This is a genomic window from Streptomyces sp. NPDC004435 (assembly GCF_042873895.1).
Classification (GTDB): domain Bacteria; phylum Actinomycetota; class Actinomycetes; order Streptomycetales; family Streptomycetaceae; genus Streptomyces.
Genome location: NZ_JBIAMB010000020.1, coordinates 45,889 through 70,373 on the forward strand (window position 1 = coordinate 45,889; position 24,485 = coordinate 70,373).

Consider the following 24,485-nt stretch of genomic DNA (forward strand, 5'->3'; position numbering starts at 1 on the left):
GAAGACCGCCCGGTCGGACCTCGTCCTCGACGCGCTGGACGCGCACGGCAACACCCGGCTGTGCGAGGCGATGGAGGCGCTCGGCGTCCGGGTCGACGCCAAGGTGACGAACGTGCAGAACTGGTCCTCCTCCGTGGAGCGCGCCTACGCCCGGGCACCGGGGTGCCGCGACGCGCTCTGGGTGACCGGGTCGAGCCGCAACTTCGACGACACCTCCCACCCGGAGGTCCGCGCCTTCCGGGCCGCCATGGGGGAGCGCGAGCTGTCCCAGTGGCAGCTGGAGGGGTGGGCGGCCGCCATGTGGTTCACCGACGCGGCCCGCTCCTGCCTCGCCCGCTCCGACCGGGGCGGACTCACCCGGACGTGCGTCGAGGCGTACCTCGAACGCCCCGAGCCGTACACCGCCCGCGGACTGCTGCTGCCCGTCCGCTTCGAACACCTCCCGCGCCCGCCCGCCACCCGTGAGACCTGTCTCTCCGTGGCCCGCTGGCGGGACGGCGAAGGCTGGGAGAGCCAGGGCGAGATGACCAGGAACTGCGCCACCGTCCCCCAGCTCGGTTACCGGCCGTGAGGGCGGACGCGGCCGGAGCAGTACAGTCGCCGGGACCGACCAACTGACCGGGGGGAACCGGCAGATGCGCATCTCCTTCCTGCTCCACAACGGCTACCACTTCGGCGGGACGATCCGGACCACCTTCACCCTCGCCGAACAACTGGCGGAACGTCACGAGGTGGAGATCGTCTCGGTCTTCCGCCACCGCGACAGTCCCCGCCTCGGTCTGCCCTCGGGGGTGACCCTCCGTCACCTCGTGGATCTGCGCGAGGGCGACCCCGGGTACGACGGCGACCACCCCGACTTCCACCGCCCCGCGAAGGTCTTCCCGCGCGGGGACGGACGCTGGAAGCAGTACAGCGCGCTGACCGACGCGCGGATCGGCGACCATCTGCGCGGGGTGGAGGCCGACGTCCTCGTCGGCACCCGGCCGGGGCTCAACGTGCACCTGGCCCGGCAGGCCGGGCCGGGGCCTCTGCGCGTCGCCCAGGAGCACCTGATCCTCGACGGGCACAGCAGGCGGCTGCGCCGGGACATCGCCCACGAGTACGCGCTGCTCGACCTCGTCACCACCGTCACCGAGGCCGACGCACGCGCCTACCGGCGGCTCGGCCTTCCGGCCGCGGTCCGCGTCGAGTCCGTGCCGAACAGCGTGCCGACCGCCACCGTCCCGCCCGCCGACCCGTCCGCCCGCGTGGTCGTCGCCGCCGGCCGGCTCACCCGGGTCAAGCGGTTCGACGTCCTCGTCGACGCCTTCGCGGAGCTCGCCGCCGACCACCCGGACTGGAGCCTGCGGATCTACGGCAGCGGGGATGCCGTCCAGGACCTGCGGGGGGCGCTGGCCCGGCGGATCGAGGCGCGCGGGCTCGGCGGGCAGGTGAGGCTGATGGGCCAGGTCCACCCCATGGAGCCGGAGTGGGCGAAGGGCTCCATCGCGGCGGTCACCTCCGAGCGGGAGGCCTTCGGCATGACGATCGTGGAGGCGATGCGGTGCGGCCTTCCGGTGGTCGCCGCCGACTGCCCGCACGGGCCGCGCGAGATCGTCGAGGACGGGGTGGACGGGCGGCTCGTCCCCGTCGGCGACCCCGCGGCGGTCGCCCGGGCGCTGCGCGAGCTGATGGACGACGAGGAGCTGCGGGCCAAGACCGGCCGGGCGGCGCTCGCGGCGGCGGAGCGCTTCGACCCGGCGGTCGTCGCCGCGCGCCACGAGGAGCTGTGGACCGGACTCCTCGACCGCCCCGCGAGCCGCCGCACCCACTCCCCGGCCTCCGCCGCGTGGCACGCCTGGACCGGCCGGGGCGTCGACGCGGTCTACACGGCCAAGGCCGCCGCGGGCCGCACGCTGCGCCGCCTCGGACTGCGCTGACAGGTTCTGGCTAGGGGAGGTCCCCCCGGTCCTGGCGGTCCCCCTGGTCCTCCCGGTCCCCCCGGTCCTGGCGGTCCCGCCGGTCCTGGCGGTCCTGGCGGGTCGGCGGGGGGCTCGTGATCCGCATCCGCTCGTAGACGGCGAACTCCGGGTGGTGCAGGTCGAAGGCGGGCGACTCGGAGCGGATCCGGGGCACCGCCGTGAAGTTGTGCCGGGGCGGCGGGCAGGAGGTGGCCCACTCCAGCGAGCGCCCGAAGCCCCAGGGGTCGTCCCCCTCGACCCGCGGCGCGTACCGCCAGGTCCGCCAGACGTTGTAGAGGAACGGCAGCGTCGAGATCCCGAGCAGGAAGGCACCGATCGACGAGACGGTGTTGAGCGCGGTGAAGCCGTCGGCGGCCAGGTAGTCGGCGTACCGCCGGGGCATGCCCTCCGCGCCCAGCCAGTGCTGGACGAGGAAGGTCAGGTGGAAGCCGGTGAAGAGGGTCCAGAAGTGGATCTTGCCGAGCCGTTCGTCCAGCAGCTTGCCGGTGAACTTCGGCCACCAGAAGTGGAAGCCGGCGAAGGTCGCGAAGACGACCGTGCCGAAGACGGTGTAGTGGAAGTGGGCGACGACGAAGTACGAGTCGGTGACGTGGAAGTCCATCGGCGGCGAGGCCAGGATCACCCCGGTCAGGCCGCCGAAGAGGAAGGACACCAGGAAACCGGTCGCCCACAGCATCGGGGTCTCGAAGGAGAGCGACCCCCGCACCATGGTCCCGGTCCAGTTGAAGAACTTCACCCCGGTCGGCACCGCGATGAGGAAGGACAGGAAGGAGAAGAAGGGCAGCAGCACCGCCCCGGTCGCGAACATGTGGTGCGCCCAGACCACCAGCGACAGGCCGGTGATCGTCATGGTGGCGGCGACCAGGCTCAGGTAGCCGAAGATCGGCTTGCGGGCGAAGACCGGGATGATCTCGCTGACGATGCCGAAGAACGGCAGGGCGATGATGTACACCTCGGGGTGGCCGAAGAACCAGAAGAGGTGCTGCCAGAGCAGCGCCCCGCCGTTGCCGGGGGCGAAGACCAGCGCCCCGAACCGCCGGTCGGCCTCCAGGGCGAGCAGCGCCGCCGCGAGCACCGGGAAGGCGACGAGCACCAGGATCGCGGTGAAGAGCACGTTCCAGGTGAAGATCGGCATCCGGAACATGGTCATGCCGGGCGCGCGCATCCCGATGATGGTGGCGAGGAAGTTCACCGAGGTGAGGATCGTGCCGAAGCCGGAGAGCGCGAGCCCCATGATCCACAGGTCGGCCCCGATACCGGGCGAGCGCACGGCGCTGTTCAGCGGGGCGTAGGCGGTCCAGCCGAAGTCGGGCGGCCCGCTGGGGGTGAGGAAGGAGCCCACCACCATCAGCCCGCCGAGCAGGAAGAGCCAGTACGAGAACATGTTGAGGCGCGGGAAGGCGACGTCGGGCGCGCCGATCTGGAGCGGCACCAGCTCGTTGGCGAAGCCGGCGAAGGTCGGGGTGGCGAAGAGCAGCAGCATGATCGTGCCGTGCTGGGTGAACGCCTGGTTGAACTGCTCGTTCGAGAGGTACTGGATCCCGGGCCTGGCCAGCTCCGCCCGCATCGCCATCGCCAGCAGACCGGCGAACAGGAAGAAGACGAACGAGGTCGCCAGGTAGAGGTGACCGATCTTCTTGTGATCGGTGGTGGTCAGCCAGTCGACCAGGATCCGGCCATGTCTCTGCCGGGTGGATTCGGCCGTGCCGTTCGCCGCCTCGGTGATCATCGGTGCCTCCGCCCCGCGTTCCGGTTCTCCGGCGTCCGGTCAGCGTAAGCATTGTGTAAGGGAACGGTGAGGGAGCCGCGCGCGGGCCCGCGCACATTTCTCCGGCCGGCCCCGCCCGGCCCGAATTGCGCCCCGCCGCGAAAGCCTTCCGAACGGTTCGTGCGAACCTCCGTCCACCTTTTCGAATTGCCGGAGAAAAAGCCGGGAGCGACCCTTCCGGTGTGCGTTCCGTGACCGCGCCGGCCGTCGAGAAGTTGTGACGCAAGCGTGACCGCCGGGGTACTAACGTGAACCCCATGGCACCCGAACCGCGCATCCCCGAACCGCCCCGAGACGCGCCCGAGTCCTATCTGGGCCTCGACGCGGACGGCGCCGCCCAGCTGGCCAGGATCCGAGGCTGGCGCGTCGTCAGGACCCTCCCGCCCGGCGCGATCGTCACCATGGAGTACCTCGACGGACGCCTCAACCTGGAGGTCGAGGACGACACCGTCACCCGCTGCTGGATCGGCTGAGCCGGACGCGCGAAGGGCCCCGGCCGGGTTCGGCCGGGGCCCTTCGCGTACGGGGCGTGCGGAGCGGGGGACGGGGTCAGGCGGTGAGCCGGTCCGAGGACGGCCTGCTCCGGGCCGGGCGGGCGTGGCTCGTGGCCGCGCCCACCGCCTCCCGCGACGGCTCCTCCTGGGCGGTCGGGGCGGGGAAGAGACGCGGTCCGCCGGACGCCACCGGCAGCGAGGGCACCAGCCGCCGCCGGGCCCGCAGCCGCTCCCTGATCCGGTCCCGCCGGTCCAGGATCCATGCCTCCACCACGGCGATGACCGGCTCGCACCAGGGCAGCGCGAGCAGGATCAGCAGGCCGGCGGCCCAGCCGAGCAGCACGTCGCTGAGCCAGTGCGTCCCGAGGTAGACCGTCGTGAGCCCGACGCCGAGGGCGACCACGGCCGAGAGCGCCGACAGATAGCGCCGGGCCCGCGGGGTGGTGGCGAGGTAGGCCAGGATGCCCCAGGTCACGACCGCGTTCGCGGTGTGACCCGAGGGGAATATGTCGCCGCCCGCGAACAGCTCGGCCGAGCCGACCTGTGTCGCGTAATGGGGGCCGAGCCGGCCGAGTCCGAGCTTCACCGAGCCGACGGTCACGTTGAGGATCAGCAGCGCCGCGCCGAGGGAGAGCAGCGGCCGCAGGGTGTGCTGGCGCCAGGAGCGCCAGCCCAGCCAGGCCGCCACCATCACCGCCGTCGGGCCGCGCTGGCCGAGGACGACGTAGTAGTCCAGGAAGGCGTGCAGCTCCGGCCACTGCTGGTAGGGACGGAAGAGCATGATCTTCCAGTCGAGGGTCACCAGCCAGGTGGACAGCAGCACCGCCACCACGACGATGAGATAGAACGCCGACGTCCCGCCGAAGAGGGCGAGACGCGTGCGGGTCATCCGCGGGACCTCTATCTTCGGCGGGACCGGCTCCCGGTCCAGCCGGGCAAAGATGTCGGTACGCACCCAATCGACGTTACAGGGGGTGAGCAGACGACCCGCGCGATCCGCTCCCTTCGTGATGACGATGTGATGTGGAGAGGGTCTCAGTGGCCCTGCTATTCCGGACTCCCGTCGGAAAATCCGATGACCTTCAGCCCTATTGCCGCCGGGGGTGATTCCGGAAGCCTGTTTGTGTGGCACGGAATTACTTCAAACACCCGTCCGTGCGGAATTCCATGCGACGCGCGGGCCCGACGGAGTGGCGTACGCCACACCGGGACGCTCGTCGGGGTGAGAGGTGCGCCACCCTCTCGGTGCCCGTCCTCGCGTACGCTGACGGCTCACTCGCCCCTCATCGCCGCGCCGCCGCACGCACATCAGCCCTGGTCGGCGGCGCCTGCCGAGGGCGAGAGCGTCACTTGGAGGTACGTACATGTCGCGGACGACCACGGCCCGAGCCGGACGGCGTGCCGCCGGCGGCGGCGCGAACCGCTGGGCCGTCCTCGTCGTGCTCTGCGTCAGCCTTCTCCTGGTCGCCCTCGACGCGACCATCCTCCACGTCGCCGTCCCCTCGCTGACCGAGAACCTGAACCCCGGCTCCACCGAGCTGCTCTGGATCGTCGACGCCTACCCGCTGGTCTGCGCCTCGCTCCTGATCCTCTTCGGCACGCTCGGCGACCGGATCGGCCGTCGCCGGGTGCTCCTCCTCGGCTACGGGATCTTCGGCGTCGCCTCGGCCGTCGCCGCCCTCGCCACCGAGCCCTGGGTCCTCATCGCGGCCCGCGCCCTGCTCGGCGTCGGCGGCGCGATGATCATGCCGGCGACCCTCTCCATCATCAGGACGGTCTTCCCCGACCGGCGCGAGCGCGCCACCGCGATCGGCATCTGGACGGCGGTGGCCGCGATCGGCGCCGCCGCCGGACCGGTGCTCGGCGGCTTCCTCGTCGAGCACTACTGGTGGGGCTCGGTCTTCCTCATCAACATCCCGCTGATGATGCTGATCCTGCCGCTGGCCCGCCGGCTCCTGCCCGAGTCCCGGGGCAGCGCCGAAGGCCCCTGGGACGTCCTCGGCGCGCTGATGGCCGCCGCCGGCGTCCTCGGCTGCGTGCTCGGCGTGAAGCGCGCGGGCTCCGGCGAGCCGCTGCTCGCCCCGGCCACCGCCGCGCCGCTGCTCGCCGGAGCGCTGCTGCTCGTCCTCTTCGTCCGGCGGCAGCGGCGCAGGCCGCACCCGCTGATCGACACCCGGCTCTTCTCCCGGCCCGCCTTCACGACCTCCGTCGGCTGCATCGTCCTCGCCATGCTGGCCCTGGTCGGCCTGGAGCTCATCGCCGTCCAGTACCTCCAGCTGGTCCTCGGACTGAGCCCCCTGGAGACCGGGCTGCGGCTCCTGCCGCTCACCTTCGCCGCCATGGCGGCCGGCGCCACCGGCTCGTACACCCTGCGCAGGATCGGCCCCCGGCGGATGGTCGGCTGGGGCTTCCTGCTCACCGCGGGCGCGGTGCTGCTGCTCACGCTGATGGGCCAGAACGACCGTCCGCTGCTGCTCACCGCCGGCTTCGTGCTGCTCGGCTTCGGCCTCCAGACCACCCTCTTCTCGGCGTACGAGTCGATGCTCAGCGAAGCGCCGCCGCGGAGCGCGGGCGGGGCGGCGGCGATCGGCGAGACCTCCTACCAGCTCGGCGCCGGCATGGGCATCGCGCTGCTCGGCAGCGTCATGAACGCGGCGTACGCCCCCGGTCTGGCCGGCGTCCCCGGGGTGCCGGCTGCGGCGAGCGATGCCGCGGCCAACTCGCTCGGCGAGGCGTATCAGGTCGCCGACCGGCTCGGCGGCACGGCCGGCGCGGCCCTCCACACGGCCGCGCGCCACGCCTTCGTCGACGGACTGCACCTCACCCTCTTCGTGAGCGCGGGCCTGCTGCTCGCGGGCGCGGCCATGGCCGTGCGGCTGCCCCGGGTCATGGAGTGCCCGGTGGACGTCGAGGCGGCGGTCGAGGAGGCGGCGGTGGAAGCGGCGGCCGAGGCCGAGGCGGCGAGGGCCGGTGCCGCGAAGGCGGCGGGGACCGGGGCCGGGGAGGCCGGGCCCTCGGCCGCGAAGGCGGTTCCCGGGAGTGCGACGGACAGTGCCGCGTCGCGGGCGGCGGGCGAGCGGGCCGGGCTCGTCGGGCCGGGCATGGTGCCCGGTCAGCCGGCCGGTTCCCCGGGAGAGACGGGAGCGCCCGTCTCCCGCCGCCTCCCGGACGCCGGCCAGACGGGGACGATGAGCGGCGCGGCGACCCGGGGACGGTGAGGGGCGCGGCGACCCGGTGACGGGCAGTGGCGCGGCGACCTGCGTACGGTGAGCGGCGCGGCGGCCCGGTGACGGGCAGTGGCGCGGCGACCGGGGCGGTGACGGGCGTGGTCCGGGCTCGGTGAGGTGCGTGGCCGCCCGGCCGGGTGAGGCGCGTGGCGCCCGGGCTCGGTGAGGTGGCGCGATGGCTCCCGACGCGACCGGCCCGGATCCGCGGGGCGGGTCCGGGCCGGGGTGGCGTGGGTCGGGATCGGTTCGCGATCCGGAGGGTGGCGCGGTGCGGCGCCGGAGGGTCAGCTCTGGTTGAAGAAACCGTCCTGCTTACGGCGGCCGGACTCGCCGCTGACGATCTCGGTGTCGGCGGGGGTGAGCAGGAAGACCCGCGTGGCGACGCGCTCGATCGAGCCGCGGAGCCCGAAGGCGAGACCGGCGGCGAAGTCGACGACCCGCTTGGCGTCGTTCGGCTCCATGGCGGTCAGGTTCACGATCACCGGCACACCGTCCCGGAAGAGCTCGCCGATGGCCCGGGCGTCCCGGAAGCTGTCGGGCGAGACGGTCGCGATCCGGCGGCCCCGGTCCTCGGCGGTGTCCGTGGCGACCCGGACCCGGGGGTCCGTCACCCAGGCGTCGCCGCTCTCGGCACCGTCGGCGTACTCGTCGTCGTAGTAACGCTCGTCGTTGTCCTCGACGAGTCCCAGCCAGGCGCTCGCCTTGCGCACCGATCCCATGGACGCCTCCTTTCACGCGGTCACTGCGGTCACTTGTGGTTCCGCATATCCCTATCGTCGTCCATGATGCGGATCGCGCGCCAAGTGGATAGGCGCCGCGCAGGGGATTCGTGACGGTACTGGTGCAGAACGTGAGGCCCGGTTTCTGGCGAATCGTCAGGAAACTTGGGGTATGCCGGGCCTGACGGAGGGCCAAGTTGCTGAAAATATGAAAGTCGGTCTGGAAGGGTGACGCCGGGCGCGTACGGGTGAACGCACCCCTCGCTACGATGCCGCGAGGCCGTCGGACGGCCTGTTCTCGTACCGCACCACGGGGGATGGCATTGTTCGGAATAGTGAGGCCCTGCACGCACCGGCTCACCGATCACCTGAAGACCCAGTGGATGGCCCACCTCTGCGGACTGTGTCTGGCTCTGCGTGCCGACCACGGCCAGTTCGCCCGGGTCGTCACCAACTACGACGGGCTCATCGTCTCGGTCCTGACGGAGGCTCAGACCGGCGTCACCGACGAGGGCCGGCGCACCGCGGGCCCCTGCCCGCTGCGCGCCATGCGCACCGCGCCGGTCGCCCGCGGCGAGGGCGCCCGGCTCGCCGGAGCGGTCTCGCTCGTCCTCGCCTCGGCCAAGGTGCGCGACCACGTCGCCGACCGGGACGGCCTGCTGGCCCGCCGGCCGGTCGCCGCCGCGGCCCGACGGGTCGCCCGCTCCTGGGACAAGGCCGGCGCCCGCGCGGGCCGGGCCGTCGGCTTCGACACCGCCGTCCTCGTCGACGCCGTGGACCGGCAGACCGGGATCGAGTCCCTCGCCGGTCCCGGCACCTCGCTCCTCGTCGTCACCGAACCCACCGAGACCGCCACCGCCGCCGCCTTCGCGCACACCGCGGTCCTCGCCGGCCGGCCCGGGAACGCCGAGCCGCTCGCTGAGGCGGGCCGGCTCTTCGGCCGCCTCGCCCACCTCCTCGACGCCGTGGAGGACCAGGCCGCCGACGCGGCCAGCGGCGCCTGGAACCCGCTCACCGCCACCGGCACCTCCCGCGAGGAGGCCCGCAGGCTCGCCGACGACGCCCTCCACGGCATCCGGCTGGCGCTGCGGGACGCCGAGTTCACCGACGCCAAGCTCGCCCACCGGCTCCTCGCCCACGAACTGCGCGTCTCGGTCGACCGCGCCTTCGGCACCACCACCTGCTCGCACGGGGCGCCCGGCACGGGCCAGGGACCGGTGCCGGGGAACCCGTACGCGCCCGGCGGACCCGGGCACGGCACGCCGTACGCCCCCGGCCCCGGCGGCCCCGGCGGCCCCGCGGGCCCGGGCGGCCCCTGGGTCCCTGGTCCCGGGGGCCCCGGCGGCCCCTTCCCGCCCGGCCCGCCGCACCGCAACCGGCGCAACCTGATCGCCGGTTGCGCGGTCTGGGCCGGTCTCGCCTGCACCTGCCAGATGTGCTGCGGCACCTACGAGGACCCGTGGAGCCGCGAGCGCAAGGACGGCCTCTGCCAGCAGTGCGACTGCGGCAGCTGCTGCGACGGATGCGAATGCTGCTCCAACTGCTGCTCCTGCGGCGGCGAGGACGGCGGCTGCTGCGACGGGTGCGGCTGCGACTGCAACTGCTGACCCCGGGGCGCTGGGGCGGCGGGGCGGCCCGGGGTGCGCAGCGGTACGGGCGGAACCCGTACCGCTACTTCACGGGTGCCGGGATCTCCGGCGGCGAGATCCGCGAGCGCTCGATGCCCGAGCCCGTCACCCCCCACTTCCGCAGGATCCGGTCGTACGTCCCGTCCGCCTTCAGGCCGTTCACCGCGGCCTCGAAGGCCGGTGCGAGCGGGGTGCCCCTGCGGAAGGCGAAGCCGACGTCGAGGCGCCGGTACTCGTTGAGGAACTTGGTGCCGGGCTGCCGGCCCACCGCGTACCGGATGCCGTTGATGGTGCTCATCACCACGTCGCTGCGGCCCTGCCGGAGCGACAGCCAGGGCGCCCCGGTCTCGTTGAAGACGTTCACCTCGTACGGCTCCTTGCCCGCCTCGGCGCAGCGCCCCTTGTTCTTCTCCAGGGTCTGCTCGAAGGTGGTGCCGGCGCCCGTCGCCACCTTCAGGCCGCAGAGCTGGGTGAGGTCGGTGACCGCCTTCAGCGGGCTGTCGGCGCGGGCCGCGAAGCCCTGCCCGTCGTTGATGTAGGTCACGAAGTCGATCGCCTTGCGGCGCTCCTCGGTGACCCCGAAGTTGCCGGTGCCGACGTCGTACTTGCCACTGCCGAGCGCCGGCAGGATCACCTCGAACCCGGCCGCCTCGCGCTTCAGCTCCAGGCCGAGCGCCTTCGCGACGGCGGCCGCGAAGTCGGCGTCGAGGCCCACCACCGTCCTCCCGTCGGGCAGGTACGCGGAGCTGGGCGGGGTGCCGACCGCGGCGGCGAGCGTCAGCGTGCCCCGCTCCCGCACCTCCGCGGGCAGCAGCTTCGCCGCCGCCTCGTTCCGGCCGACCCCCGCCACCACGTCCTCGGTGGGCAGCGCGTCCTCCGCCGCGCCGGCCGGGGCGGTCGCGGCGGGGTCGGCGCCGGAGCAGGCGGTGAGCGTCAGGGCCGCGACGGCGGCGGTCAGGGCGAGGGCGGTGGCGCGGGTGCGTCGGGGGGTGCTCATGGCTCCGGGGTCTCCAGGTGTTTCTCGAACGGCAGCGCACCGATCGACTCGGGATCGGCGGTGACGTCGAAGAGCGGGCGGTAACCGGTCGCCAGGTAGAGGCCCCTGGCCTCCGGCTGGCGCGGACCGGTGGTGAGGTACACGCGGGTGTAGCCGCGGGCGGCGGCGTCCGCTTCGAGGGCGGCCAGCACCCGGCGGGCGAGACCGCGCCTGCGGTGCGCCGAGTGGGTCCAGATCCGCTTGAGTTCGGCGGTGCCGGGGGAGTGGCGGCGGTACGCGCCGCCGGCGACGGCCGCGCCGCCCTCCAGGAGGAGCAGGAAGGTGCCGTACGGAGGGGCGAACTCCGCCGCGGGGAAACGGGACAGGTCGGAGGAGTCGCCGTAACGGGTCAGGTACTCGTGGGCCAGCTCGTCGAGGAGCGGGCGCGCCAGTGGGTCGTCGGGCGTCGTCGCGCGCAGCGAGAGCGCGGGAACCCGACCGGGCGTGAAGGACATGCGTCGGCCTCGGGCGTGAGGAGGACAGGGCAAGGCAGGGCGGGGCGAGGGGAGAGGTGCGTGAAGGCGCGGGTGGCCGGCGTCAGCGGGGACGCCGCGGGGCAGGTGCGATGACCTGCGGAAACGCAGAGGGTCGGCTCAACAGGAAGAGGACCACACACGACCGAGGTCGATGTGGGAGCGCGTGACCAACTGCTGCGGATGCATGGCCTCAGTGGAACAGGCATCCGTTTCCCAGTCAACTGGTAGGAGACGTACGCCTCATCCGCAGCCCGCGCCGGAGCCCGATCCCGCGCCCGATCCGGAGGGCCTGCCGGGCCCGTCCCCAACAGGGCGGTTTCCGCCAGGACTTGACAGACGGTCGCCGTCGCCCCGTAGCCTCACAGGGCGGACACCGGGCTGAGGGGCCCGGCCCGCGTTCGTCACCGCCGTGCGTGTGAAGGCGCACTCCCGTGTTCGACCCGCCGCCTCTGGCAGTCACGGAGCCTTCGCATGCCTTCCGTCCCCCTCGACACCCTCGAACCCCCCGGCGCCCGCCCGAGGAGCGCGGGACCGGCGAGGACCGACCCGGCCGCGCCCGTCGTCGTCCCGGCCCGCCGCACCGGCCAGTGGACCGCGGCCGCCGTCGTCCTCGTCCTGCTCGCCCTCGGCCTCGTCTCGGTGGTCCGCAACGACGCCTTCCAGTGGGACGTCGTCGCCCGCTACTTCACCTCGGCGTCCGTCCTCCGCGGCCTCGGGCTCACGCTGTGGCTGACCGCCGCCGTCATGGTCCTCGGCTTCGCCCTCGGCACCCTGCTCGCCGTCCTCCGGCTCTCCGCCAACCCGGTGCTGCGCGCGGTCTCCTGGGGGTACGTGTGGTTCTTCCGCTCCACGCCGATCCTGGTCCAGCTGCTCTTCTGGTTCAACATCGGGATGCTCTACCCGCGGATCCTCGGCGTCTCCACCGTGGACCTCCTCGGTCCGGTCGCCGTCGCCGTGATCGGCCTCACCCTCCACGAGGCCGCCTACGCCGCCGAGGTGGTGCGCGGCGGCGTCCTCTCCGTCGACCGGGGCCAGATCGAGGCCGCCCAGGCGCTGGGCCTCGGCCGCCGCCGGCGCTTCACCCGGATCGTGCTCCCGCAGGCCATGCGCGCCATCGTCCCGCCCGCCGGGAACATGCTCATCGGCACCCTCAAGGGCACCTCGATCGTCTCCGTCATCGCCGTGCAGGACCTGCTCTACTCCACCCAGCTCGTCTACCACCGCACCTACGAGGTCATCCCGCTCCTGCTCGTCGCCACCCTCTGGTACGTCGCCGTCACCTCCGTCCTCGGCGTCGGCCAGCACTACGTGGAGAAGCGGTACGCGCGCGGCACCGGAGCCGGCCGGTGAGCCGCCCCGCCTCTCTGGTGATCGTCGGCGCGGGGCCACGCGGCACCGGCTTCCTGGAGCGGCTCGCCGCCGCCCTGCCCGAGCTGTACGGCGACCGGCCGCTCGACGTCCACCTCGTCGACCCGTACCCGCCCGGACCCGGCCGGATCTGGCGCACCGCCCAGTCCCCGCTGCTCTGGATGAACTCGATGGCCGAGGACGTCACCGTCTTCACCGACGAGACCGTCCGCCTCGAAGGACCGGTCCGCCCCGGACCCACGCTCGCCGAATGGGCCGGCACCGACGGCCGCCGCTTCACCCCCCGCCCCGAGCAGGGCGCCTATCTGCGCTGGGCGTACGAGCGGGCCCGCGACGCGCTGCCCGCCACCGTCACCCTCCACGAACACCGCACCACCGCCCTGCGGGTGGACGGCCCCCGCGACGGCCGGCAGCGCGTCCGCCTCGCCGGCCGCGCCGCACCGCTCCTCGCCGACCTCGTCGTCCTCACCCTCGGCCACCTCGACGCCGAACCCGACGCCGAGCAGCGGGAACTGGCCGCCTTCGCCGCCCGCCACGGCCTCGTCCACCTGCCGCCCGGCCACACCGCCGACCTCGACCTCTCCGCCCTCCCGGCCGGCGAGCCCGTCCTCGTCCGGGGCTTCGGCCTCGCCTTCGTCGACCTGATGGTCCTCCTCACCGAGGGCCGCGGCGGGCGCTACGAGGGCCCCGAGGACGCGCCCGTCTACGTGCCCTCCTGGAAGGAACCGGTGCTGTACGTCGGTTCCCGCCGGGGCGTCCCGTACCACTCCAAGCTCGGCTACGTCCTCGACGGCGAACGGCCGCCGCTGCCCCGCTTCTTCGGCCCCGACCGGATCGACGCCCTGCTCCGCCGCGACGGTCCGCTCGACTTCCGCCGCGACGTGTGGCCGCACGTCTCCCGGGAGCTCGGCTGGGCGCACTACCACCGCCTCTTCACCGCCCACCCGGAGCGCACCACCGGCACCTGGGACGCCTTCGCCGCCGCCTGGGCCGGTGCCGCCCCCGGCGACCCCGCCCTCGCCGCCCTGGTCGCCGCCGCCGTCCCCGACCCCGCCGACCGCTTCGACCCCGACGCCCTCGACCACCCCCTCGAAGGACTCCGCGTCCCGGACGCCGACGCGCTCCAGGACGAGCTGCGGGCCTACGTCACCGCCGACCTGGAACGCCGCCACGACCCCGCCCACAGCGCCGACGCCGCCGTCTTCGACGCCGTCCTCTCCGTCTACGGGCAGCTGGTGCGGCTCGGCGACCGGATCGACACCGACAGCTGGTGGCACGGCTTCTTCAGCTACCTCGCCTCAGGACCACCCGGGCCCAGGCTCCACCGGCTGCTCGCCCTCTCCCGGGCCGGCACGGTCCGCTTCCTGGGCCCGCGCCTCACCGTCACCGCCGACGAACGGCACGGCGTCTTCCGCGGCTCCTCGCCCGCCGTGCCCGGCGCGGTCACCGAGGCCCGCGCCCTCGTCGAGGCCCGGCTGCCCGCCCCCACCGTCACCGGCACCGCCAGCCCGCTGCTGCGCGGCCTGTACGAGGACGGCGCCCGGTCCACCGCCGGCGGGCTGCTCGCCGTCGACCCCGCCGACGGGCGGATCGCCCAGCGGGACGGCCGCCCCCACCCCCGCCGGATCGCCCTCGGCCCGCACACCACCGCCCGCGCGGGCGGCGCCTTCACCCGGCCCCGGACCGGCGGGGTCGCCTTCGCGCAGAACGACGCCGCCGCCCGCGCCGCGCTCGCCTTCCTCCGGGACGGCGGCCACCGGCCGACCGCGCCCGCCCGCACGCCCGTGCCCGTCCCCGTACCCGCCCCTCAGCGAAGGACCGAGGAACACCATGGCCCTGACCAGTGACCCACCGGTCGACAAGACCGCGCACCGGCCGCCCGGCGACGACGGCACCGGCCCGGCCCCGACCGCCCTGACCATCGTGCCCGTCCGCCGCCCCTGGCGGTGGGTCGCGGTCGCCGCCACCGCCGTCGTGCTCGTCCAGTTCGGCCACGGCCTCGTCACCAACCCCGGCTGGGAGTGGGACGTCTTCGCCCGCTACTTCGCCACCGAGGCGATCCTCCGCGCCGTCTGGGTCACCCTCCAGCTGACCCTCTACGGAACCGTCATCGGTTTCGCCCTCGGCGTGGTGCTGGCCTTCATGCGCCTGTCGGCCAGCCCCTTCCTGCGGGCCGTCTCCTTCGGCTACGTCTGGGCCTTCCGCTCCATCCCGCTCATCGTCCAGCTCCTCTTCTGGTTCAACCTCGCCTACCTGTACGACGAGCTGAGCATCGGCATCCCGTTCGGGCCCGGGTTCGTCTCCTTCGACACCGTGGGCCTGGTCGGCGCCATGAGCGCGGCCGTCCTCGGCCTCGCCCTCCACCAGGCCGCCTACGCCGCCGAGATCGTCCGCGGCGGTGTCCTCGCCGTCGACGGCGGACAGCTGGAGGCCGCCGCCTCGCTCGGCATCCCGCGGCTGCGCCGGCTGCGCCGGATCGTGCTGCCGCAGGCCATGCGGTCGATCCTGCCCAACGCCGCCAACGAGATCGTCTCCCTCTTCAAGGGCACCTCGATCGTCTCCGTCATGGCCATCGGCGAACTCTTCTACCAGGTCCAGGTCGTCTACGGCCGCACCGGCCAGGTGGTGCCCCTGCTGATGGTCGCCACCGTCTGGTACGTGCTGCTGACCACCGTGCTCTCCGTCGTCCAGCACTACGTCGAACGCCACTACGCGAAGGGGAGCACCCGATGAGTGCCGCCACCGACACCCCGCCCGCCGTCACCGCTCCCGTCCCCACGGTCGAACTCCGCGCCGTCCGCAAGAGCTTCGGCGCCACCGAGGTGCTGCGCGGCATCGACCTCGACGTCGCCGCGGGCGAGGTCACCGTCGTCCTCGGCCCCTCCGGCTCGGGCAAGTCCACCCTGCTGCGCACCATCAACCACCTGGAGAAGGTCGACGGCGGCACGGTCAGCGTCGACGGCGCCCTCGTCGGCTACCGCCGCTCAGGGAACAAGCTGTACGAGCTCCGCGAGCGCGAGGTGCTCCGGCAGCGCACCCGGATCGGCTTCGTCTTCCAGAACTTCCACCTCTTCCCGCACCTCACCGTGCTGGAGAACATCACCGAGGCGCCCGTCTCGGCGCTCGGCCGACCCCGCCGGGCCGCCGAGGAGGCGGCCAGGAAGCTGCTCGCCCGGGTCGGGCTCGCCGACAAGGCGGAGGCGTACCCCAAGCAGCTCTCCGGCGGCCAGCAGCAGCGGGTGGCGATCGCCCGCGCGCTCGCCCTCGAACCCGGTCTGCTCCTCTTCGACGAGCCGACCTCGGCGCTCGACCCCGAGCTGGTCGGCGAGGTCCTCGACGTCATCCGGGACCTGGCCGCGGCCGGCACCACCATGATCGTCGTCACCCACGAGATCGGCTTCGCCCGTGAGGTCGCCGACACCGTGGTCTTCATGGACGAGGGCCGGATCGTCGAGCGGGGCACACCCGCCGAGGTCCTCGACAACCCCGTGCACGAGCGCACCCGCGCCTTCCTCTCCAAGGTCCTCTGACCTCGATCCCCCTCACGGAAAAGGAGTTCTGCCATGCGTATCCGCCGTACCCTCCTCGCCGCCGTCACGCTCACCGCCCTCGGGGCCCTCACCGCCTGCGGCACGGGCGACCCCGCCACCGAGATCAAGCCGGAGGGGAAACAGGGCAAGGGCGTGAACCTCGGCCCGGACCAGAAGCGGATCCGTGCCGACAAGGTGGACGCCGTCGCCGCCAAGGTGCCCGAGGCCGTGCGGAAGAGAGGCACGCTCGTCATCGGCGTCAGCTCCGGCGGCTACCCGCCGCTCACCTTCTACGCCACCGACGACAAGACCCTCATCGGCGCGGAGACCGACCTCGCCACCCTGGTCGCCGACACCCTCGGCCTGGAGGCCGACTTCCAGGCGGTCTCCTGGGAGAACCTCTTCGTCGGCCTCGACAGCGGCAAGTTCGACGCGGTCTTCTCCAACGTGACGGTGACCGAGGAGCGCAAGGACAAGTACGACTTCGCCACCTACCGCCTCGACGACCTCGCCTTCGAGGCGAAGAAGGGCTCCGGCTGGACGGTGAAGGGCCCCGAGGACGTGGCGGGCAGGACGATCGCGGTCGGCTCCGGCACCAACCAGGAGAAGATCCTCGTCGACTGGTCGAAGGAGAACGAGAAGGCCGGTCGCGAGGGCGTCGACATCAAGTACTTCCAGAACCCCACCGACTACTACCTCGCCCTCCAGTCCGGCCGCATCGACGGCTACCTGGGCCCCAACCCGGCCGTCGCGTACCACGTGAGCGCGGCCGGACAGACCGAGGTGGTGGGGAAGTTCTCCGGGGCGGGCGCCGGCCTCCAGGGCAAGATCGCCGCCACCACGAAGAAGGACAGCGGCCTCGTCGAGGCGTACGCCGCCGCCCTCGACCACGTCATCGCCGACGGCTCCTACGCGAAGGTCCTGGACCGCTGGGGCCTGTCCACCGAGGCCGTCACGAAGTCCGAGATCAACCCGCCCGGCCTGCCCCGGACCGCGAACTGACCACCGTCGCACCACGACGCCACCACCGCACCGAGGACCCCGTATGACGACCGGAGTACGACCGCTCCACCTGGCCGCCGAACTCGCCCCCCTCCCCGCGTCCGCCGGCGCCGGACCGCGCACCGTCGCCGGGACAGTGGCGCTCGCCCGCCTCGCCGAGGACGCCGGGCTCGACTTCCTCACCCACGACGACTCCTTCGCCCGGCCCGGCCTCGACGCGCTCGCCGTGCTCGCCCGGATCGCCCCCGAGACCCGCGCGGTCGGCCTGGTGCCGACCGTCACCACCACCCACACCGAGCCCTTCCACGTCCAGGCCGCGGTCGCCACCCTCGACTGGGTGAGCCGGGGCCGGGCCGGCTGGCGGGTCGCCGTCTCCCCGGGCGAGGCCGAGGCCCGGCTCTTCGGCCGCCGCTCCGCCCCGCCCGCCGACGCGCTCTGGCAGGAGGCGGGCGAGACCGCCGAGGTGGCCCGCCTGCTGTGGGACAGCTGGGAGGACGACGCCGAGATCCGGGACGTGGCCACCGGCCGCTTCGTCGACCGTCGCAAGCTGCACCACGTCGGCTTCGAGGGCGCCACCTTCTCCGTCAAGGGCCCCTCGATCGTGCCCCGGCCCCCGCAGGGCAACCCGGTCGTCGTGGTGGACGCCACCCGCCCGGCCGCCCGGGAGACCGCCGCCCGCCACGCCGACGTGGCGCTCGTCCGGGCCTCCTCGCCCGAGGAGGCGGCCGCGCTCCGCGCCGAACTGCACCGGGCCGCCCGGGCGCACGGCCGCGATCCGGGGCTGCTGCGGGTGCTGCTGACCCTCACCGCCGACCTCGACACCCACCCGGGCGGGCCCGCCGCGCTGGCCGGGCTCGTCGCCGACTGGCACGGCGGCGGCGCCGTCGACGGCCTGCACCTCGTCCCCGCAGACCCCGGGCGCGACCTGCCCCGGTTCGCCGCCGAGGTGGCCGGGCCGCTGCGGGACCGGGGCCTGTTCCGTACCGCCTACGGGGGCACCACTCTGCGCGACCACCTCGGGCTGCCCCGGCCCGTCAGCCAGTACGCCCCGAAGGGAGCCGACGCGTGACCGAGTCCCGTCCGGCCAGGAAGCAGATCCACCTCGCCGCACACTTCCCCGGCGTCAACTCCACCACCGTGTGGTCCGATCCGCGCTCCGGCTCGCAGATCGACTTCTCCTCCTTCGAGCACCTCGCGCGGACGGCCGAGCGCGGGCTCTTCGACTTCTTCTTCCTCGCCGAGGGGCTGCGGCTGCGCGAGTACGGCGGGCGGATCCACGACCTCGACGTGGTCGGCCGGCCCGAGTCGATCACCGTCCTGAACGCGCTGGCCGCCGTCACCGACCGGCTCGGCCTCGCCGCCACCGTCAGCGCCACCTTCAACGAGCCCTACGAGCTGGCCCGCCGGCTCGCCTCCCTCGACCACCTCAGCGGCGGCCGGGCCGCCTGGAACGTCGTCACCTCCTCCGACGCCTTCACCGGCGAGAACTTCCGGCGCGGCGGCTTCCTGGACCGGGGCGACCGGTACACCCGGGCCGCCGAGTTCGTCGCCACCGCGCGCGAACTGTGGGACTCCTGGCCGGAGGGCGGCGAGCGGCGCCGCTTCGCCCACGACGGACAGCACTTCCGGATCGAGGGCGAGGTGACCGTGGAGCGGCCCCCGCAGGGGCACCCGGTCGTCATCCAGGCCGGGGACTCCGACGAGGGACGGGAGTTCGCCGCCTCCGCCGCCGACGTGGTCTTCTCCCGGCACTCCACTCCGGAGGCGGGCCGCGCCTTCCACGCCGACGTCAAGGGGCGGCTCGCCCGCTACGGGCGGCGGCCCGAGGACCTGAAGATCATGCCGGGCGTCACCTACGTCCTCGGCGACACCGAGGCGGAGGCGCGGGAGCGGGCCGCGCTGATCAGCCGGCAGCAGATCTCCCCGCAGAACGCCCTGCTCGCCGCGGAGCAGGTCTGGGGCCGGGACCTGTCCGGCCACGACCCGGACGGGCCGCTGCCGGAGACCGACCCGGACCCGGAGTCGACGCTGGTCCAGGGCCGGGTGCGGGTCGCCGACCCGTTCGCCGTGGCGGCCCGCTGGCGGGCGCTGTCCGAGGCCAAGGGGCTGTCGATCAGGGAGACGGTGATCGAGGCCACCGGCCGGCACTCCTTCGTCGGCACCCCGGCGTCGGTCGCCGCCGCCCTGGAGGAGCACGTGGCCACGGACGCCGCCGACGGCTTCATCCTCGTCCCGCACCTCACCCCGGGCGGTCTGGACGACTTCGTGGACCGGGTGGTGCCGCTGCTCCAGGAGCGCGGCGTCTTCCGTACGGAGTACACGGGCACGACGCTCCGGTCGCACCTCGGGCTTCCGGCACCGGTGTGGAAGGGTGGAACACCATGAGCGACACCACGAGCAGCACCGAGACCGCCGACGCCGCCGGGGAGTGGCAGCACTGGCACGAGCAGCGCGAGGCGGCGGTGGCCTCCTCGTACGGCCCGCTCTCCCTCACCGGCACCCACTGGCTGGCCGACCACCCCGGCGGGCGGCTGCCCGACCTGCCGGGGCAGTGGCGGGAGGACGGCGACGAGCTGGTCCTGACGGCGGGCGCGGAGGACGGCGTCACCGTCGACGGCAAGCCCTTCACCGGCACCGTCCGGCTCGGCGCCGACCACGCGCCGATCCACGAGTCCCGGGTCGAGTCGGCGGGGCGCCGGATCGTGGTGCTGCGCCGCGAAGGGCTCTGGGCGGTGAGGGACTTCGACCCCGAGTCGGCGGCGCGGCGCGCCTTCCGGTCCATCGAGGCCACGCCGTACGACCCGCGCTGGGTGGTGCCGGGGGTCTACCGGCCGTACGAGGAGGAGCGCAGCGTCCGGGTGGAGAACGCCGACGGCAAGGAGCGCGGGCTCGGCCTCTCCGGGCAGCTCGTCTTCGAGCTCGACGGGCGGGTGCACACGCTCCAGGTGGCGGTCGAGGCGGACGGCACGCTGTGGGCGGTCTTCGCGGACGCCACCAGCGGCGACTCCACCTTCCGCTTCCGGTTCCTGCGGCCGGCGGCGCCGGCGGAGGACGGCTCGGTGACCGTGGACCTCAACCGCGCGCTGCTCCCGCCGTGCGCCTTCGTGGACCACTTCATCTGCCCCTTCCCGCCGCCGGGCAACACGCTGGACCTGGCGGTGGAGGCGGGGGAGCGGCGGGTGGTGACCGCCTGACCTCCGGCGGTCACCACCCGCGGTCCGCCTCCGGCGGTCCACCCGCGGGACGCCTCCGGCCGTCCGGCCGGGGGCACCCCCTTCCAAGATCTTGTGAATCCATTCACAAAAGGACTTCCGGCCCCGTCCCAAGGGTCTTTCCGCGCCCCTTCTCGCAGGTCATCGGGTGTCGAATGGAGGCATCGAAGAAATAAGGGACCGGTGAAGGAGGCCCGTCATGGAGGCCAAGGAGATGGTGGAAGGACTCGTCGGCCGGGCGCTCGGGGCGCTCGCGGAGTTCGAGGCCCTCGACCAGGAGCAGGTCGACCACATCGTCAGGAAGGCGTCGCTCGCCGCGCTCGCCGCCCACGGCGAACTGGCCCGCCTCGCCGTCGAGGAGACCGGCCGCGGCCTCTTCGAGGACAAGGCCGTCAAGAACCTCTTCGCCTGCGAGCACGTGACGAACTCGATGGCCGGCCTGAAGACCGTCGGCGTCATCTCCCGCGACGAGCTGAACGGCATCACCGAGATCGCCGAACCCGTCGGCGTCGTCTGCGCGATGACCCCGGTCACCAACCCCACCTCGACCACCGTCTTCAAGGCGCTGATCGCCCTCAAGACCCGCAACCCGATCGTCTTCGCCTTCCACCCCTCCGCGCAGAAGTGCTCGGCCGAGGCCGCCCGGACCGTCCGTGACGCCGCCGTCGCCGCCGGCGCCCCCGCCGACTGCGTCCAGTGGATCGAGGAGCCCTCGATGGAGGCCACCGGCCTCCTCATGCGCCACGACGGCGTCTCCACCATCCTCGCCACCGGCGGCAACGCGATGGTCGAGGCCGCCTACTCCTGCGGCAAGCCCGCCCTCGGCGTCGGCGCCGGCAACGTCCCCGCCTACGTCGCCAAGGACGCCAGGCTTCGGCGCGCGATCCACGACATCGTGCTCTCCAAGGCGTTCGACCACGGCATGATCTGCGCCTCCGAGCAGGCAGTCGTCCTCGACGCCGAGGTGTACGAGGCGGGCATCGCCGAGTTCGAGCGGCTCGGCGCCCACGTCGTCACCGCCGCCGAGAAGACCAAGCTGGAGGAGTACCTCTTCGGCGCCACCGCCTACGGCAGCGACTGCGCCGGGGCGAAGCTCAACTCGGCCGTCGTCGGCAGGTCCCCGGCGTGGATCGCCGAACAGGCCGGCTTCGAGGTCCCCGAAGGCACCTCGATCCTGCTCGCCGAGTGCGCCGAGGTCGGTGAGAACGAGCCGCTCACCCGCGAGAAGCTCTCCCCGGTCCTCGCCGCGCTGCGCGCCGACACCACCGAGCACGGCCTCGAACTGTCCGCCGCCATGGTCGAGTTCCACGGCCTCGGGCACAGCGCCGCCATCCACACCGAGGACGAGGCCCTCGCCGAGGAGTTCGGCCGGCGGGTCAAGGCGGTCCGGGTCATCGTCAACGCCCCCTCCACCTTCGGCGGCATCGGCGACGTCTACAACGCCTTCCTCCCCTCGCTCACCCTCGGCTGCGGCTCCTACGGGCACAACTCGGTCTCGAACAACGTCACCGCGGTGAACCTGATCAACGTCAAGCGGATCGGACGGCGCAACACCAACATGCAGTGGTACAAGATCCCGCCGAAGATCTACTTCGAGCGCGACGCGATCCGCTACCTCGGCGAGATGGAGGGCGTCCACCGGGTCACGGTCGTCACCGACCGGACCATGGGCGAGATCGGCCTCCTCGCCAAGGTCACCGGCATCCTGAGCGGGCGTCCCGAGCCCGTCGCGATCCAGGTCGTCGACGACGTCGAGCCCAACCCCGAGCTCGCCACCGTCCGGGCCGGCGCCGCCGCCATGCGGGACTTCCGGCCGGACACGATCGTCGCGCTCGGCGGCGGCTCCCCGATGGACGCGGCCAAGATCATGTGGCTGATGTACGAGCGGCCCGAGGTCGAGTTCGCGGACACCAAGGAGAAGTTCTTCGACATCCGCAAGCGGGCCTACAAGTTCCCGAAGCTCGGCGAGAAGGCGAAGCTGGTCGCGATCCCGACCACCTCGGGCACCGGCAGCGAGGTCACCCCCTTCGCCGTCATCTCCGACCCGGAGGCCGCCCAGAAGTACCCGCTCGCCGACTACGCGCTCACCCCGGACGTGGCCATCGTCGACCCGGTGCTCCCGCTGCACCTCCCGCCGAAGGTCACCGCCGACTCCGGCTTCGACGCCCTGACCCACGCCACCGAGGCGTACGTCTCGGCCTACGCCAACGACTTCACCGACGGCCAGTGCCTCCAGGCCGTCCGGCTGATCTTCGAGAACCTGGAGACCTGCGTGAAGGAGGGCGCGAAGGCGCCCGAGGCCCGCGAGAAGATGCACAACGCGTCCACCATCGCCGGCATGGCCTTCGCCAACGCCTTCCTCGGCCTGGTCCACGCCATGGCCCACACCCTCGGCAACACCTTCCACGTCGCCCACGGACGCACCAACGCGCTGCTCCTCCCGCACGTGATCCGGCACAACGGCACCGTCACCCACAAGGCCGTGCCGTGGCCCAAGGCCGAGGTCTACCGGGCGCCCGAGCGCTACCAGGAGCTCGCCCGGACGCTCGGCCTGCCGGCCGCGACCCCCGAGGAGGGCGTGGAGTCCTACGCCCGCGCCGTCGAGGAGCTGCGTGAGCGGTGCGGGATCCCGGCGGGCTTCCAGGCCGAGGGCGTCGACGAGGCGGCCTTCATGGAGGCCCTGCCGCAGCAGGCGATGAACGCCTACGCCGACCAGTGCGCCCCGGCCAACCCGCGGATGCCGATGATCGACGAGATGAAGGAGCTGATGGTCCGGGCGTACTACGGGAAGTAGCCCGGACACCTGAGGAGGCCCCCGCGGCGGCGGGGGCCTCCTCGTGCTCCGGCCGGGTCGTGGGGGCCTTCCCGCGCTCGGCAGGGGCGCGGGCCCTTCTCGTGCTCCGGCCGGGGTCGCGAGGGCTTCCCGCGCCGTCGGCCGGGTCAGGCGTGGGGCCCGCCGTGCCGTCGGCCGGGGCGCGGGGCTTTCCGTGCCGTCGGCCGAGTCAGGCGCGGGGCTCGCCCACCTCCGCCGCGATCGGCTCGCCCTCCGGCTTCCGCTTCAGCGAGGACATCACCAGCGTGACCGCGGCGCCGACCACGGCCCAGGCGGAGAGCACCAGCATCGAGGCGGTCATGTCGTTGCCCTTGAAGTACGCGATCGAGCGCGCCGCCCAGGTGCCGGCGCCCGGCGGCAGGGCCGGGCCGATCGCCTTCCAGAACGGCGGCAGCATCGGCGCGGGGAAGGCGCCGCCGGCGCTCGGGTTGCCCAGGACCACCACGAGCAGGATCGCCAGGCCGATGCCGACGATCCCGAAGACCGACTGGAGGGCGAGGGTGGCCGCGCCGACGGCGAAGACGACCAGGGTGCCGAGCCCCCACAGGGCGGCGACGGAGCCGGGCAGGGCGCCCAGGACCGGGCCGACGATGATCGCGCCGCCGAGACCGCCGAGGACGGAGTAGAGCGCGAGGACGCCGAGCCGGATGATCGCCCGCTCGCGGTTGGCGGGCCGGGAGCCGGCGCTGATGGCGAGGATCGCGGCGCAGATGTAGCCGCCGACGCACCAGCCGACGACGAGGTAGAAGGCGGAGAGTCCGTCGAAGTCCCGCGGCGAGGCGGGGGCCACGTCGACCGTCCGCACCTGCCGGCCCTGGGCCGCCTCCACCTGGGTGAGGATCTTCTCCAGGGCGGAGGAGAGCACGGTGCCGCCGCCGGAGGCGACGAGCAGGGTGTCGGTGCGGCTCGCCGGGTTCACGATCAGGGCGCCGTCGATCTCCCGGTTCATGATCTGGTCCCGGGCCTCGTCCGCACCGGCCACCGTCCGCGGGTCGAGCGGGTCGCCGGGCAGTTTCTCCAGCTCGCCGACGAGGGTGGCGGACACCTGCTGGGGCGCGACCACACCGAAGGGCACGTCCGACGGCTTCGGGTTGTGCAGGGCCCCGACGTACGAGGTGATGAAGAGGAGCTGGAGGGCGAAGACCCCGACGACGAGCAGGGCGGCTCGGGGGGTGACGGCGCTTTTCAGTTCGTCGACGAGACTCATGCCCCCCAGGCTCCGGGGGAGGGG

General features: G+C 73.3%; 18 protein-coding genes and 2 pseudogenes. 14 read left to right on the forward strand and 6 right to left on the reverse strand.

Translation table 11 applies throughout. The features are described 5' to 3' along the window. Positions 1–13: 13 nt before the first annotated feature. Together ACFYT9_RS30270 and ACFYT9_RS30275 are read left to right on the forward strand one after the other, a co-directional pair. Positions 14–571 (forward strand): annotated as a pseudogene (locus ACFYT9_RS30270) (ABC transporter substrate-binding protein); the annotation flags it as partial. Between the two features lie 64 nt (positions 572–635). Next, entirely contained in the window at positions 636–1,919 is a 1,284-nt protein-coding gene (locus tag ACFYT9_RS30275; protein ID WP_389168935.1) for a glycosyltransferase family 4 protein, read from the forward strand. Between the two features lie 10 nt (positions 1,920–1,929). Here ACFYT9_RS30275 and ctaD read toward each other — a convergent pair whose 3' ends face one another. Next, entirely contained in the window at positions 1,930–3,690 is a 1,761-nt protein-coding gene (ctaD, locus tag ACFYT9_RS30280) for a cytochrome c oxidase subunit I (RefSeq protein WP_389168937.1), read from the reverse strand. Between the two features lie 296 nt (positions 3,691–3,986). Here ctaD and ACFYT9_RS30285 point away from each other — a divergent pair, with 296 nt between their 5' ends. Continuing rightward, a complete protein-coding gene (locus tag ACFYT9_RS30285; protein ID WP_376604262.1) occupies positions 3,987–4,202 on the forward strand; it encodes an I78 family peptidase inhibitor in 216 nt (71 codons plus the stop codon). Here the strand turns inward: ACFYT9_RS30285 and ACFYT9_RS30290 are convergent. Further along, positions 4,202–5,178: pseudogene (locus ACFYT9_RS30290) on the reverse strand (phosphatase PAP2 family protein); the annotation flags it as partial. The gene ACFYT9_RS30285 and the pseudogene ACFYT9_RS30290 overlap by 1 nt on opposite strands. A 409-nt stretch (positions 5,179–5,587) precedes the next feature. Here ACFYT9_RS30290 and ACFYT9_RS30295 point away from each other — a divergent pair. Beyond that, on the forward strand, positions 5,588–7,441 hold the full coding sequence (locus ACFYT9_RS30295) for an MFS transporter (protein ID WP_389168939.1): 1,854 nt from the start codon (positions 5,588–5,590) through the stop codon (positions 7,439–7,441). Positions 7,442–7,734: 293 nt separating this feature from the next. On the opposite strand, the gene ACFYT9_RS30300 is transcribed toward ACFYT9_RS30295, so the two are convergent. Continuing rightward, positions 7,735–8,169, reverse strand: a complete 435-nt coding sequence (locus ACFYT9_RS30300; RefSeq protein ID WP_376606116.1) for a cell division protein SepF — start codon at positions 8,167–8,169, stop codon at positions 7,735–7,737. A gap of 323 nt (positions 8,170–8,492) precedes the next feature. Here ACFYT9_RS30300 and ACFYT9_RS30305 point away from each other — a divergent pair, with 323 nt between their 5' ends. Continuing rightward, positions 8,493–9,776 (forward strand): DUF5685 family protein, encoded by a 1,284-nt coding sequence (locus ACFYT9_RS30305; protein ID WP_389168941.1) that lies wholly within the window; start codon positions 8,493–8,495, stop codon positions 9,774–9,776. Positions 9,777–9,840: 64 nt separating this feature from the next. Here ACFYT9_RS30305 and ACFYT9_RS30310 read toward each other — a convergent pair whose 3' ends face one another. Then, positions 9,841–10,794, reverse strand: a complete 954-nt coding sequence (locus ACFYT9_RS30310) for an ABC transporter substrate-binding protein (protein WP_376600859.1) — start codon at positions 10,792–10,794, stop codon at positions 9,841–9,843. Continuing rightward, positions 10,791–11,288, reverse strand: a complete 498-nt coding sequence (locus tag ACFYT9_RS30315) for a GNAT family N-acetyltransferase (protein WP_389168943.1) — start codon at positions 11,286–11,288, stop codon at positions 10,791–10,793. The genes ACFYT9_RS30310 and ACFYT9_RS30315 overlap by 4 nt, the downstream gene beginning before the upstream one ends. Before the next feature lie 492 nt (positions 11,289–11,780). Here ACFYT9_RS30315 and ACFYT9_RS30320 point away from each other — a divergent pair, with 492 nt between their 5' ends. The 9 genes from ACFYT9_RS30320 to adhE all read left to right on the forward strand — a co-directional run bounded on the left by ACFYT9_RS30320 (position 11,781) and on the right by adhE (position 23,215). Next, entirely contained in the window at positions 11,781–12,659 is an 879-nt protein-coding gene (locus ACFYT9_RS30320; RefSeq protein ID WP_376600862.1) for an amino acid ABC transporter permease, read from the forward strand. Further along, positions 12,656–14,524 carry an FAD/NAD(P)-binding protein gene (locus tag ACFYT9_RS30325; protein WP_389168946.1) on the forward strand — a complete coding sequence of 623 codons (1,869 nt, stop codon included), beginning with the start codon at positions 12,656–12,658 and terminating at the stop codon, positions 14,522–14,524. The genes ACFYT9_RS30320 and ACFYT9_RS30325 overlap by 4 nt, the downstream gene beginning before the upstream one ends. Next, positions 14,508–15,410 carry an amino acid ABC transporter permease gene (locus ACFYT9_RS30330; RefSeq protein ID WP_389168948.1) on the forward strand — a complete coding sequence of 301 codons (903 nt, stop codon included), beginning with the start codon at positions 14,508–14,510 and terminating at the stop codon, positions 15,408–15,410. The genes ACFYT9_RS30325 and ACFYT9_RS30330 overlap by 17 nt, the downstream gene beginning before the upstream one ends. Beyond that, positions 15,407–16,207 carry an amino acid ABC transporter ATP-binding protein gene (locus ACFYT9_RS30335; protein ID WP_389168950.1) on the forward strand — a complete coding sequence of 267 codons (801 nt, stop codon included), beginning with the start codon at positions 15,407–15,409 and terminating at the stop codon, positions 16,205–16,207. The genes ACFYT9_RS30330 and ACFYT9_RS30335 overlap by 4 nt, the downstream gene beginning before the upstream one ends. 33 nt (positions 16,208–16,240) lie before the next feature. Beyond that, positions 16,241–17,209 carry an ABC transporter substrate-binding protein gene (locus ACFYT9_RS30340; RefSeq protein ID WP_389168952.1) on the forward strand — a complete coding sequence of 323 codons (969 nt, stop codon included), beginning with the start codon at positions 16,241–16,243 and terminating at the stop codon, positions 17,207–17,209. Positions 17,210–17,252: 43 nt separating this feature from the next. Further along, positions 17,253–18,278: an LLM class flavin-dependent oxidoreductase gene (locus ACFYT9_RS30345; protein WP_389168954.1), complete on the forward strand. Its 1,026-nt coding sequence runs from the start codon at positions 17,253–17,255 to the stop codon at positions 18,276–18,278. Beyond that, positions 18,275–19,594 (forward strand): NtaA/DmoA family FMN-dependent monooxygenase, encoded by a 1,320-nt coding sequence (locus ACFYT9_RS30350; protein ID WP_387276803.1) that lies wholly within the window; start codon positions 18,275–18,277, stop codon positions 19,592–19,594. The genes ACFYT9_RS30345 and ACFYT9_RS30350 overlap by 4 nt, the downstream gene beginning before the upstream one ends. Further along, entirely contained in the window at positions 19,591–20,403 is an 813-nt protein-coding gene (locus ACFYT9_RS30355; protein ID WP_376600875.1) for a DUF1684 domain-containing protein, read from the forward strand. The genes ACFYT9_RS30350 and ACFYT9_RS30355 overlap by 4 nt, the downstream gene beginning before the upstream one ends. Positions 20,404–20,620: 217 nt before the next feature. Then, positions 20,621–23,215 carry a bifunctional acetaldehyde-CoA/alcohol dehydrogenase gene (gene adhE / locus ACFYT9_RS30360; RefSeq protein ID WP_389168956.1) on the forward strand — a complete coding sequence of 865 codons (2,595 nt, stop codon included), beginning with the start codon at positions 20,621–20,623 and terminating at the stop codon, positions 23,213–23,215. Between the two features lie 208 nt (positions 23,216–23,423). Here the strand turns inward: adhE and ACFYT9_RS30365 are convergent, their stop codons facing one another. Continuing rightward, positions 23,424–24,461, reverse strand: a complete 1,038-nt coding sequence (locus ACFYT9_RS30365; RefSeq protein WP_376603284.1) for a DUF3533 domain-containing protein — start codon at positions 24,459–24,461, stop codon at positions 23,424–23,426. Positions 24,462–24,485 lie beyond the last annotated feature (24 nt).